The 11,339-nt window shown below is 73.7% G+C and carries 14 protein-coding genes and 1 pseudogene; 7 read left to right on the plus strand and 8 right to left on the minus strand.

The genetic code is table 11. The features are described 5' to 3' along the window. The first annotated feature begins 355 nt into the window (after window positions 1-355). Window positions 356-1,198 carry a TIGR04222 domain-containing membrane protein gene (locus ACFXAM_RS34140; protein WP_380297237.1) on the plus strand — a complete coding sequence of 281 codons (843 nt, stop codon included), beginning with the start codon at window positions 356-358 and terminating at the stop codon, window positions 1,196-1,198. 119 nt (window positions 1,199-1,317) lie between these two features. On the opposite strand, the gene ACFXAM_RS34145 is transcribed toward ACFXAM_RS34140, so the two are convergent. Both ACFXAM_RS34145 and ACFXAM_RS34150 read right to left on the minus strand, forming a co-directional pair. Next, window positions 1,318-1,602: a pyrimidine/purine nucleoside phosphorylase gene (locus ACFXAM_RS34145; protein WP_380297238.1), complete on the minus strand. Its 285-nt coding sequence runs from the start codon at window positions 1,600-1,602 to the stop codon at window positions 1,318-1,320. A gap of 72 nt (window positions 1,603-1,674) precedes the next feature. After that, window positions 1,675-2,244: a hypothetical protein gene (locus ACFXAM_RS34150; protein WP_380297240.1), complete on the minus strand. Its 570-nt coding sequence runs from the start codon at window positions 2,242-2,244 to the stop codon at window positions 1,675-1,677. A gap of 59 nt (window positions 2,245-2,303) precedes the next feature. Between ACFXAM_RS34150 and ACFXAM_RS34155 the strand changes: the two genes are divergently transcribed. Continuing rightward, on the plus strand, window positions 2,304-2,828 hold the full coding sequence (locus tag ACFXAM_RS34155; protein WP_380297242.1) for a MepB family protein: 525 nt from the start codon (window positions 2,304-2,306) through the stop codon (window positions 2,826-2,828). A 1,152-nt stretch (window positions 2,829-3,980) separates the two neighbouring features. Here the strand turns inward: ACFXAM_RS34155 and ACFXAM_RS34160 are convergent. Continuing rightward, entirely contained in the window at window positions 3,981-4,385 is a 405-nt protein-coding gene (locus ACFXAM_RS34160; protein ID WP_380297244.1) for a RidA family protein, read from the minus strand. 379 nt (window positions 4,386-4,764) lie between these two features. Between ACFXAM_RS34160 and ACFXAM_RS34165 the strand changes: the two are divergent. Further along, window positions 4,765-4,905: pseudogene (locus ACFXAM_RS34165) on the plus strand (IS5/IS1182 family transposase); the annotation flags it as partial. A gap of 108 nt (window positions 4,906-5,013) precedes the next feature. Here ACFXAM_RS34165 and ACFXAM_RS34170 read toward each other — a convergent pair. Next, window positions 5,014-5,184 carry a hypothetical protein gene (locus tag ACFXAM_RS34170; protein ID WP_380297260.1) on the minus strand — a complete coding sequence of 57 codons (171 nt, stop codon included), beginning with the start codon at window positions 5,182-5,184 and terminating at the stop codon, window positions 5,014-5,016. A gap of 161 nt (window positions 5,185-5,345) precedes the next feature. Here ACFXAM_RS34170 and ACFXAM_RS34175 point away from each other — a divergent pair, with 161 nt between their 5' ends. Further along, entirely contained in the window at window positions 5,346-5,507 is a 162-nt protein-coding gene (locus tag ACFXAM_RS34175) for a hypothetical protein (RefSeq protein WP_380297245.1), read from the plus strand. 412 nt (window positions 5,508-5,919) lie between these two features. Here the strand turns inward: ACFXAM_RS34175 and ACFXAM_RS34180 are convergent, their stop codons facing one another. Then, window positions 5,920-6,480 (minus strand): hemerythrin domain-containing protein, encoded by a 561-nt coding sequence (locus tag ACFXAM_RS34180; protein WP_380297246.1) that lies wholly within the window; start codon window positions 6,478-6,480, stop codon window positions 5,920-5,922. A gap of 187 nt (window positions 6,481-6,667) precedes the next feature. Here ACFXAM_RS34180 and ACFXAM_RS34185 point away from each other — a divergent pair, with 187 nt between their 5' ends. Then, window positions 6,668-7,165 carry a hypothetical protein gene (locus ACFXAM_RS34185; RefSeq protein ID WP_380297248.1) on the plus strand — a complete coding sequence of 166 codons (498 nt, stop codon included), beginning with the start codon at window positions 6,668-6,670 and terminating at the stop codon, window positions 7,163-7,165. A 606-nt stretch (window positions 7,166-7,771) separates the two neighbouring features. Continuing rightward, window positions 7,772-8,542: a phosphatase PAP2 family protein gene (locus ACFXAM_RS34190; protein WP_380297250.1), complete on the plus strand. Its 771-nt coding sequence runs from the start codon at window positions 7,772-7,774 to the stop codon at window positions 8,540-8,542. Here the strand turns inward: ACFXAM_RS34190 and ACFXAM_RS34195 are convergent. From ACFXAM_RS34195 to ACFXAM_RS34205, 3 genes are all read right to left on the minus strand, one after another. Beyond that, window positions 8,499-8,912: an ATP-binding protein gene (locus tag ACFXAM_RS34195; protein WP_380297252.1), complete on the minus strand. Its 414-nt coding sequence runs from the start codon at window positions 8,910-8,912 to the stop codon at window positions 8,499-8,501. The genes ACFXAM_RS34190 and ACFXAM_RS34195 overlap by 44 nt on opposite strands. 90 nt (window positions 8,913-9,002) lie before the next feature. Beyond that, on the minus strand, window positions 9,003-9,257 hold the full coding sequence (locus ACFXAM_RS34200; RefSeq protein ID WP_380297254.1) for a hypothetical protein: 255 nt from the start codon (window positions 9,255-9,257) through the stop codon (window positions 9,003-9,005). A gap of 287 nt (window positions 9,258-9,544) precedes the next feature. Continuing rightward, complete coding sequence (locus ACFXAM_RS34205) at window positions 9,545-10,210, minus strand: DNA-binding response regulator (protein WP_380297258.1); 666 nt, start codon at window positions 10,208-10,210, stop codon at window positions 9,545-9,547. 67 nt (window positions 10,211-10,277) lie between these two features. Here ACFXAM_RS34205 and ACFXAM_RS34210 point away from each other — a divergent pair, with 67 nt between their 5' ends. Next, on the plus strand, window positions 10,278-11,126 hold the full coding sequence (locus ACFXAM_RS34210) for an aldo/keto reductase (RefSeq protein WP_380297256.1): 849 nt from the start codon (window positions 10,278-10,280) through the stop codon (window positions 11,124-11,126). Window positions 11,127-11,339: the final 213 nt, after the last annotated feature.

An 11,339-nucleotide genomic window follows, 5' to 3' on the forward strand; every position in this document is an offset into this window, starting at 1 on the left:
AGCGCGGCCAGCGCGGCGCCCACCTCCACGGGGTCGGGGGGGGGGGGGCGGGCCCCCCCCGCCCCCCCCCCGCCCCCCCCCCCCCCCCCCCCCCCCCCCCGGGGGGGGGGGGGCCCCCCCCCCCCCCCCCCCCACGGCGCGTTCATCACATCGGGCAGCCTGGCCCTCCACCGGGCGCTGCGCATGTTCTGTCGCGCCGGCCCGGCGTGCTGCTGCGCCGGAGGCGGGACGCACGGTCCGGGCCGGCCGGGCCGGCGGGCGCCGCGTCCCCGCCGGCCCGGCCGTCCGCGTCGAGGACGGCCGGGAGGGGTAAGTGACAAAGGGAGGCGGGTCGGCGGGGGTCGGGGGTGGTGCCATGCCGTGGTGGGTTCTGCTCGTCGCCGCGTACGGGCTGGGCGTTGTCTGTGCCGTCCGCTACCGCCGCGCGTTGCGGGTCTTCCTGCACACTCCGGTGCGTACGCGTCCGCCCGACGAGGAGTTCACCCTGTACGAGGTGGCATTCCTGGAATTCCAGGAGCAGCGGGTGGCCGAGGTGGCCATGGCCGCGATGGTGCTCGGCGGCCGGTTGACGGTGCGGGACAAGGTGATCACCGTCGTCGACCCCGAACCGCGCGACGCCGTCGAGGCCGCCGTGCTGAAGTTGATCGGTCGCTCGCCCCGGCGCAGGATGTGGCGCAGGACGGGCCGGTTCGGGCGGAGCCGGGCCATCGTCGCGATCGGCGACGGACTGGGGGACCAGGGCCTGACGAGACACCCCGGCCGCTCCCGCGCGGCGGAGCGCCGCCACAACCTGCTGGTGTGGGCCCAGGTGCCGTGTCTCGCCATGGGACTGACGGCCACCGCCCTGGCCGCCGACGAGGGCGGCCGCCTCTTCCTCGTCCCGCTCGTGGCCACGGCCGTCCTGCTCGCCGCCGTCTGGAAGGCCGCCCACCCCGAGGTGAGCGGTCACTACTGGCGCAGCCATAGGACGGAGGCGGGGCGTGCCGCGCTGGAGGCCCACTTCGCCCGCCACCGGCCGTGGAGACCCGCCACCAACGACGACCTCTCCCCGCAGGACGCCGAACTGCTCGCCGCCGTCCTGCCCTGGGGCAGCTTCCGCGGCAGGCTCGCCCCTCTGTCCGGCGCCCTCCGCCGGCCCGAACGACCGCGCACCGGCGGCACACCCGTCAACGACCCGCCGGGGCTCGGCGGCCTCTGACACCGGCCCGGACCCTGTCCGCAGGACGGCCCCGACCGGCTGCCGGGACGGATCGCCCGTCACCGCTCCGGCGGCGACTGCCCGGCCTCCGGGTGTCGGTGGCGGGGCGGTACGCGACGTCAGTCGCGGTACTCGCAGAGGTAGGCGCTCTCGACCGCGCTCCTGACCTGGAACCTGCTGTCGGCCGGGACGTCGAAGCGGCCGCCGGCCCGGAAGGTCTCCCACTGCTCGGACCCGGGCAGCCTGACGGTCAGCGCGCCACTGACCACGTGCATGATCTCCCGCTTCGCGGTGCCGAACTCGTACTCACCGGGCGCCATGACGCCGACGGTCGCCGGACCGTCCTCCGCCGTGAAGGCGATCGACCTGACCGCGCCGTCGAAGTACTCGTTGACCTTGAACATCGGCATCCTCTCGGGAGACGGGCACAGCAGGGGCGCCCCGCCCGTCGCAGGCCGGCCCCCGGGGAGGGAAGGCTACCGGCAGCCGTCAACGCCCTTCCGCGACGTCCGGGGAGCGGACGGCGACCGGTACCGCAGCGGTCGGCCGATCGACGTCAGGACCACGACCCACCCGGCAGAGCTTCCCCCCGTCGACATCCACCAACTGCGCGAATGCCGCTCCTCGACCACCACGGCACCCACCGTCACCGGCCTCGGCCGTACTGCGCCCGCCCCGGTGCCGCGATCCTGCGAGGCACCCAGGAGTTCCTCGCACTCCTCGGCGTCACAGGGCCCGGGCCCCATCGGGTCAGGTGCAGGCCGTCGTGGAGCAGGGCCTCGCACACCCGCGTCCGGACCGCACCGCCCGGTGACCGTGTGGGTGGTCACCGTCGGGGCCAGGTCGGGAGTCCGCGGGTCCGCGCGGACCCGCAGGGCGTCGAGCACCCGGTGTCCGGTCTCCGGCGCCGGGCCGTGCGCGGCACGGTACCTGGAGACCCGGGCGGTCACCGCGGTGAGGCGGCCGGTCAGGGTGCCGTCGAAGTCGAGCATCGCCAACTGCTGCTCGCGTTCGGCGAGCGTCTGCGGGATCACGTCGTTCGACACCGCCCCGGGGCGCGGCGAGCGGTGGAGCTGGCCGGCGGTCGCGATGGGAGGATGACGCGATGGTGACGAATCGGCCGTGGGCGGGGCTTCACGGTGACCTGCTGGCGGCGAAGGCACTGGTGTACGGCCCGGGCGGCTTCGTCTGTTCGCTGCCGGTGGTCGAGCCGGAGAGTACCGAATACGCGGCTTGCGGATTCACGATCGATGGCCGCTCGGTCCGGTTCCGCGTGGCCAAGACCACCCCGACGAAGGTGGGCCAGTTCGTCACGGTGTGGCAGCGGTCCGAGGAGGGAGCGATCCGTCCCTTCGACGTCGAAGACGAGGTGGATCTCTTCGTCATCAGCAGCCGCGACGGCAACGGCTTCGGTCAGTTCGTGTTCCCGCGCGAGGTGCTGTGCGAGCGCGGCATCGTCTCCCGCAACGGCTCCGGCGGGAAGAGAGGATTCCGTGTCTACCCGCCGTGGGTGACCACGGCCAACCGGCAAGCCCGCAGCACGCAGGCCTGGCAGATGAGTTACTTCTTCCCCATCGGCCAGGACGGGCCTGCGGACATGGCACGCGCCCAGGCGCTCTACCACCCGTAGGTGCCCCTTCAATCCACCGCCGAACAACCCGGCCCGATTCGCCGCACCCGTACACGAGACCTGTCACCCGCAAGCCCGGCCACCGCCCCGGACCGGCCGCGCGGTCTCCTGGCCCCGGACGAAGCGCAGCGGGCGGGACCGGACGACGAGAGACTGACCGCAGGACCGGGCGGGCTGTGCGGCGAGGATTTCGTGGCTGCCCTCGTCCAGCCGGCGGCAGCGGGCGCGGGTCGGGCGGACGGATCGCGGCAGGGCGGACGGCTCGCGGCCGGTACGGGCGCCCGGAGGGTGCGGACGCCGGTTCCCGCGCACCGGCCGCCAACGCATGAATCCGCAGATCAAGGGCATGCGGACGCGGAGAGCGGCCGGCGCAGCCAGGGGCCGGCCCGACGACGAAGGGAGCAACCCCGCGGTGACCGAGCAGACCCGGCCCCCCGAAGCCGTACCTCCTCACGACCCCGGCGGCCCCGACCGTCCCCCGTTGGTGCCGGATCCGCCGCCGCCACCCGGCGCGCCTGTACCGCCCCCGGAGCCGCAGCGTCCCGCTCCGGCCCCGCCGAACCCCGAACCGGCCGCACCGGGACCGGGCGAGCCCCGAACCCCCGAACCGCCGGACTAGTGTCCCGAGCCCTTGATCCGTCGGCAGTGTCCGGCGCGGATCCGCCATCCGCGACGCGCAAAAGGCAATGGCGGCGGCAGGGCGGCGAAAGGCCGCCCCGCGGGCGGCGCGTCAGCGTGCGGCCGGGGCACGTGGTCTCCGCCCGGCCGGGCCGGCCCTGTGTCCGGACGGGTGGACCACCCGCTGCGCCCGTCCGGTGATGCGGCGTTCGGGCACGAAGCCACCGCCAGGATCGGCCAGGTGGTGGGCCGTCGCCCGCTCCTCCGCGGTCACGGCCACCGGCCTCACCCCGGGGCGGTGAGAACGGGGACGGTCCTGTTCTCACCGGCCGCCCGAGCTCACAGGGATCCGGGGGTGTGATTCATCGGCCGGGCGGTTGGGGGACGCTCTCTGGACGCCGCACCGCGCGGGATCCGGCGGTCTGACCGCTCCCGGGCGTGTTGCGGCGCCCGTCGCGGTGGAGGGGCCGGGGACGGGCCGCGCACGGCCGGTTCCAGGAGCCCCTCCGTCTCGCAGGCCGAGCCTCGATCCGGCTAGGGCTTCACATCGAGACGCACAAGGGCACCGATTTCCACGAGCTGGTCCGGCAGCGCCAGGTCCGATATGCCCATGACCGTGCTGGTCGGCCGGTGCTCCCCGAAGTAGTCGGCGTGGAGGCGTGCTGCCGCCTCGAAGTTCTCCCGCAGATTCCTCACCAGTACCGTGGTTTCCACGATCTGGCTCCGTTCAGCACCGAACTGCCCCAGTACCAGGTCGAGGTTCTCCAGCGTGGTGCGGACCTGCAATTCGAAGTCGCCGGCGCCCACGAAGTTTCCATGCTGGTCATGGGACAACTGACCTGACACGTAGACGGTTTCACCCACCTGAACGGCCTGGCTGTAACCGTACAGCGATTCCCACGGCATGCCGAACCCGAATGCCTTCACCTGAGAACTCACAAGCCACTCCTTCGATACAGCGCACGGTGCTGCCCGTTGCAGACCGGAACCTTTCCGGCAGAAATTACAGGTCCTCCGGAGTTTTAATTTCCCGACCGCGAACTCGAATTATTCTCTGCGCGCACAGACGGGGCTGTGAACGCGGCCGAGCCCTCGTCGGCGCACACCCGCACCCGAACCGGCCCGGCCCGGCCCGGCCGTCGTGCTGGTGGTCACCGCCGGTCCCAGGCCGGGCAGGCGGGCTCCGGACGCCGTCGCACTCGAAGGCGCGGCCGCCATCAGCTCCTTCTGCACCCGAATCACCCCCTCAGCCCGCAAGCGGTGCACCCACCCGCGCGGCTGCGGGCAGTTCACCCCGCCGTCCCACTCCCCCGCCGACCGGATCCACACCTGCCACGGCACCCGGAACCGGGTTCACGATGCCCTGCGCGAGCGGACGCGGGTGGCCAACGGCCGGGACCCGCAGCCCGTGCGCGGTCACCGGGGCGGCGAGGCGATCGGCCACGACGCAGGCAAGCGGGGCGGGTTCGGGGCCGCCCGTGCGCTCGCCGCCGTGCCCGATGGGGCATGGTCGGGGCGGCCGGGCGGACGGGGCCGAACCGGGTGGCGACGACAGCGCGTCGGGTGGTCAGTAGCGCGTGACCACCACCACCGGGGAGACACGGATGATGAGGATCAAGAAGACCGCCGCCGTCGCGGTGGCGCTCCTGAGCGCGACGCTGGGCGGCGCGGTCGCCTCCGCGACGGCGGCCCAGGCCGTCCCCGCGAAGTTTCCCCGCGTCCACTGCAGCGCCACCAAGATCGAGGTGAAGTTCCTCGACGTGGCCGGCGGCCCGGTCAAGTGCGGCGGCGCCCTGGGCGACCCCCTCTACTACACCATCAACGGCGTCGACCACGTCTTCGCGGTCGGGACCGACAACGCCATGTGGGTGCGGTGGATCAGCCCGTCGGGCGTCCTCAGTGACTGGATCTCGTTCGGGGGGCAACCTCACGAACGAGATCCGGCTGTACTCCGACGGCTCCGACGCCCTGTACTTCCGCGCCCGCTGGGCCGACGGCCACCTGTACGAGATCACCCGCAACGGCGACGGCTCGTGGATCAACTGGCGCCGCGTCGGCTGAGAAGGCACCGGGCAACCGGGCGGCTGCTCCTCCTTGAGGTCGCCGGCAGGGCAGCGGGCTGGGCTGCATCGGTCCTCGACGGGCCCGCGCGGTTCGGCCTCCCCGCAGGCCAGCCGGGCAGCCATGAGCCGGATCACGGCGACGTTGATCACCGCTTCGAGGCGCGCGGCCCTGCGTGATGGCCTGCACCTGTGCGCTGCCTCCTGCCCGACACCGGGTCCCGCCCGCGGGGCCGGCCGGCCCCGCGCGGGACGGGACCGATCGGCGTCCCGCAGGGACCTGCAGCCGGAGGGGCGCGGCGGGGGCGGGCCTCGCCCGGCGGGACGTCATGTGGTCGGCGATGTGCCGACGGCCGGCCTCCGGGTCGTAGCGGGTCGGGCGGGTCGGGCCGGCGCCCTCCGGAAGGCGGTGGTCAGGACTTGCCGCGGCCGGTTACGAAGTCGCGCACCCGGTCGACCATGCCGGTACCCGGAGCCAGGAGCTTGTTGGCGGGCGGAGTGTCGGGGGCGGAGGGGTGCGGGCGGGTGGGCGCCGTCTTCTTGGCGGTGCGGACCTTGTCCCCCAGTGCGTCCAGCCGCTCGGGCGAGCACACGCCGGCCAGCGCCGGGAACAGGTTGTCCTCCTCGTCGCGCACGTGCTCGCCCACCTCGGTGATCAGGCGGCTCACCAGGACATCGAACCGCGCGTCCCCGACATCGGTGCCCTCCAGCTCCTTGAGGAGCCGTTCGACCTTGGCGTGGTCGGCGAGTTCCTTGTCGGCCAGCGACGCGCCGCCGGGCACGTGCTCGCGCACCGCCGGGTAGAGGTACTGCTCCTCGGCGACCGAGTGGCGCACCAGCTCGATGGTGAACTCGTCCGCGATCGTGCGGCGCCGCTCGTCCCCGGAGGGCAGGGCTTTGATCTTGTCGAACAGTTCTTCCACCTCGCGGTGGTCGGTAGTGAGCTCCGCGATGACGTTCCCGCCGTGTCCCATGTCCCAGTCATCCTTCTGTTGGTGGGCGGCGGTCGGCCGACCGCCGTACCGGGCATCCGTTCCTGTCGCGGGACGGCGGGCACCGCCGTCCCGCGAGGCATCACCCGTCTGCCCCGCGCGCCGGTCCGCAACCGGGGGTGAGAGGAATGGCCGGGCGGAGCAGCCGCGGTCGGCAGCGGCGATCGCGATGATCGCGATGATCGCGATTTCATGGAAATCATCCATAAAGGGCGATCCGAGCCGCGGGCCCCGAGGCCGATCTCGGCGAGCAGGTACTGCCGACCTGGACAGAGCTCGGCCCGGCCGGTTTCTCAGCGCCCGGCTGGTCATCGGCGTCGGCTTCTGGGCCAACTACACCATCGTGTCGACCGCGGCATGGTGCAGCTACAGCTACAAGTACGAGCTCGCCATGCAAGGCGATGGCAACCTCGTGCTGTACAACAGGGAAAGCGGCTCGGCGATCTGGGCCACCGGCACGTACAACCACCCGGGCGCGACGGCGAAGATGCAGTCGGACGGGAACTTCGTCGTCTACGACACCAACGGCACCGCCCTGTGGTCCACCGGCACCTGGTGGGCCGGCGCCGACTCGCACTTCGTGTTCCAGAACGACGGCAACCTGGTCGTGTACAAGGGCAAGGGCGAAGGCAACCCGGTATGGGCCAGCGGCACCTACGGCGCCTGATCCCCCACCCGGCGGGGCCGATTCCGCTGCCCCGCCGCAGCGTCTGATCCATGGTGCGGAGCTCCGAAAGGCCGCTGCCCTGTCCTTGGGTTCCTGGAGCAACGCCGTTCAGTCGGTGATCACGTGGCGCTTCGAGCCCGGTCGGGCGCGGCCGACCGGGCTCGGTCCCGTTTGGGGCCGCCGCGACGGGCCTGGTGGTGCGAGCCGTCGATCACCATCCCGTGCCGGCCGCCCCGGTCGTCCAGCGGCGGGCGGCCGAGGTCGCACGGGGCGGCCGGCACGGGCAGGGAGAGACGTTCGGGAGCGCCGGGGACCAGACGGTGGACCTGTGACGAGGACCAGGAGCAGTGGCACCCGGGTCGTCGCCGACGCGCTGCTCGGCCCTGGCCTCCGGTGGCGGTGGCGCAGGGGCGCACGCCGCCGTCCGCACGGGGCGGCGGCGCTGCCAGGAAACGGCGGTGCCCGGGCAGGCGAGGGGCGTGACTCCAGGGGTGCAGCATCCGTTCCGAACGATCGCGTCGGCACTGGTGGCCCGGACGGTGCTCATGGTCCTGGCCGGCCTCACGATCACCCGTCCGCCGCTGCACCTCTGGCGGCCGGAGGAGAATGGCCTCACCGACCGGCTCGCGGCGGGCCGCGGGCCCGTCCTCGACAGCGTCACCGCCGCATGGCTCTCGATCCTCGCGAGCACCGGGGTCGTGGTGGCCGTGGCGGGCGTCGGGGTGCCGGCGCTGCTGGTCGGGTCGCGGCGGCGGTGGCGGGAGGCGGCTTTCCTCGGCGGCGCGGTCGCCGCCCAGTGCGTCGTCTTCCTGCGCGCCGCACCTCGATACCGCGCCGCCGACTTCCGGTTTCCCGTCCGGCCACGTCGGCGCCGCGGTCGCGCTGGACGGTGCGCCGGCCGTCCTCGCCGCGTTGCGCGTGCGGGGACGGATGCGGCCGTTGCTCTGTGTCCTGGCCGCGCTGCTGGCGGCCCTGGTCGCGTTCAGCCGGCTGTACCGCGGCATGCACCACCCCGCCGACGTCCTGGCCGGTCCGGTGAACGGTGGCGCCGCGCTCTGGATCATGTGGCGGGCCTTTCTCGCCGACCGCGGGCGGAGCGCGGGGGCCACCTGGCCCGTCCGCCCGCCGGCCGGGCGTTCGGGGCCTGGCGGCGGGAGGGCGGGCTCCGGACGGCGCGGCTCCGGCAGGGGCTGGAGGCCGAGCTCGGCGCGAAGGACGGGCTCCGGCCACGACCGGCCGGCGATCCGCAGCCGTAGCGGCGGCCGGGCAGAGCCGGACGGATGGTCCAGGGGGCAGCCCGACCGGCCGTTCCCGCCGGCCGCGGCCGGGCTGATCAGTGAGAGGGCCCCACGCCCGGCGGGTGGAAGCAGGCGGTGACCGTCTTGCCGTTCTTCTGCCGGCGGGTGTGCCAGTGGTCGGCGAGCGCGTCGACCAGTGTCAGGCCCCGCCCGCCGACGGCGTCGGGGGCGGCCGATCGCGGACGGGGCAGCCGAGGGCTGTGATCGTGGACGCTCAGGTGCAGACAGCGCCCGTCCCACGTCAGCACCAGCTCCGCGTCACTGCTGGCGTGGACGTGGGCGTTGGTGGCCAGTTCGGACACGGCCAATACCACCGCGTCCGCGGCCTCGGGCGCGTCCTGGTTCCAGCCCAGGGCCTCCAGGTGCGTGCGCGCCCACTCCCGGGCGGCCCGTACTCCCGTGCCGAGCGGAAGGCGCCGGGCCCACCCCACTCCGTGGATCCTTGCCATGCAGATCTCCCTCCGACCTGGAGCGTTCGAGAACCTCCGGATGCGTGCGTCCAGCGCCTGCCCGCAGCCGGTGACCGCATGCGACGTACCTCACGGTCCGTCGGCAGCGACCGGCCGGGGCCCCCGGCCCACGACGGAACCGGGGTCGGCGGCGAGGCCGTTCAAGCCGCCGACGGCGCCGGGCAGGGGCAGGGGTTCGTCCGATGTGCCCGGGTCGACGGGGACGGGTTGGCCGCGTGCGGAGAGGACGGCGACCACCTGGTCGCGGATCATCGCCGACTCCGGCTCGGCTCCGGTCGTCTCCCCGGGGCCCGTGCCCGTGCCGTCGTCCTGCTGCCTCCGCACGCGGAGCGTCTGCGGTCCGGTGGGCGGCCGGGCTCAGGGCTGCCGCGGTCGTGGGATCCTGTGCGCGCAGCGCGTCCGCCGTCGCGGCGATCCGCTTCGAGGCGACCTCGGCGGCGCTCGCCCGGGCCCGGTTGCGCTCGTCGGCGGCTGTCGCGTTCAGGGCCACCGCAGCGAGAGCCGTGGCCGGCGTGGTGGCGCCGGACCTGGCGGCGAGGGCCTTGCGGCGTGGGGCGGTTGGTTGTGCGCTCCGCAGTGCTCAGGTGGGCAGGCCCGCGATCACCGTGGCTTCAACGGGGTAGCCCCAGCTCGGCCGCACGCAGCCCGGCCTGGAAGCGGGAGTCGGCCTCAAGCTCGGCCATCAGCCCGGCCACCCGCCGCCGGTAGGTGCGCAGCGAGAGGCCGAGTCTCCTGGCCGCCGATTCGTCGGTGAGGCCCGAACCGAGGGCTTTGAGGATCATGCGGCCGTCGGCATCGAGGTGCGGGACATCGCTGCCCAGATAGGTTTCGAGGTCGACGGCGGCGTCCCAGATCGCCCGGAACAACGAGCGAACGCCCTCGACCAGGATCTGCGACGTCGTCACGGTGTATTCGCGGCCGGTGGGGGTCTCCTGGCCGGCGAGGATCATCACCCGCCGGTCGATGAGAATGGTCTCGTGCGGCAGCGGCGAACGGCTGATCCGGACGAGAACGCCCTTGCTCCGCACCAGCCGCAGGTGCGCGCGGGCCTCCTCGTCGGCGAGCGCCACCGGGCTGAGCAGCTTCCGGGGGGTGAAGGCAGGCGCATCCGCCGCGCGCATCCGACGGCGGACCGCGGCCCTGGACCCCGGGTGCGACCAGGTCCTGAGATCCCGGGCGGCACACAGGAACTCGACCCGCGCGGACTCGAAGAGATGACCTGCGCGCGCGATCAACTCCGAGTCCCCCCGCACTGAGAACACCTCTTCGTTCCGCATCCCGCCAGTCTGGCAGCAAGCTGTCACGAACTCGCCGGACGTCGTGCCGGTGGACACCATGAGCGTCATGGCGATCAAGACCTTCCCCCTCGGCGGGGAGCTGACGATCAACCGGCTCGGCTTCGGCGCGATGCGCCTGGCGATGGGCACCTTCGCCGGTCCGGCGCGAGATCCCGGGACGGGCATCGCGGTGCTGCGCCGGGCCGTGGAGCTGGGTGTGAACCACATCGACACGGCCGGCTTCTACGGCCGGGACGCGGTGTGGGCCAACGAGCTGATCCGCACGGCACTGGCCCCCTACCGTGACGACCTGGTGATCGCGACGAAGGTGGGGCCGTTGCCCGGAGCGAACGGTGTACCGAGCGGGCAGGCGACGGCCGATCAGCTGCGCGGCCTGGTCGAGGCGGATCTGCGCTCGCTCGGACTGGAGCGGCTCGACCTGGTCTATCTGCGGGTCGGCGGGGTGACCGGGCCGGGTGCCGAGTCGATCGCCGAACGGTTCGCGGTGCTGGCCGGGCTCCGCGCGCAGGGGCTGATCCGGCACCTGGGCGTCAGCAACGTCGATGCCGCCCAGTTCGCCGAGGCCCGGGCGATCGCGCCCGTCGCGGCGGTGCAGAATCGGCACACCGGTGACAGGGGGCTGCTGTCCGAGTGCGAGGAAGCGGGTATCGCGTACGTGCCGTACTTCCCGCTCGGCGGCGGCGTCGGCAGCGGCCCGCTCGACGCTGAACGGCTCGGCGAGGTCGCCGCGCGTCTGGGCGTGACCCGGGCGCAGCTGCGGATCGCCCTGCTGCTGGCGGAGTCGTCGGCGGTACTGGCGATTCCGGGCACCGGTTCCCTCGACCATCTGGAGGAGAACCTCGCGGCGAACGATCTCGATCTCCGTGGCGAGGACCTGGCCGGCCTGCGGGGATAGCCGGTCGGCTCCGGAAGCCGGCCGGCCGGGCCTGCCCCCGCCCGGGCGTGCCGGGATACCGCGCCCCCCGTGTAGCGCGGTACCCCGACACGTCCGGGCGGGGGCCGGGGCGGGGGCGGGGCGGGGACGTGGTCCTCCCCGGGGGGGGGTCCGTGGGGGGGCGGTGGGGGTGGTGGTGAGGAGGTGGCCGGCGTGGGAGGTGAGGGTGAGGGC

It is taken from the genome of Kitasatospora sp. NPDC059462 (assembly GCF_042749955.1).
In the GTDB taxonomy this organism is placed as follows: domain Bacteria; phylum Actinomycetota; class Actinomycetes; order Streptomycetales; family Streptomycetaceae; genus Kitasatospora.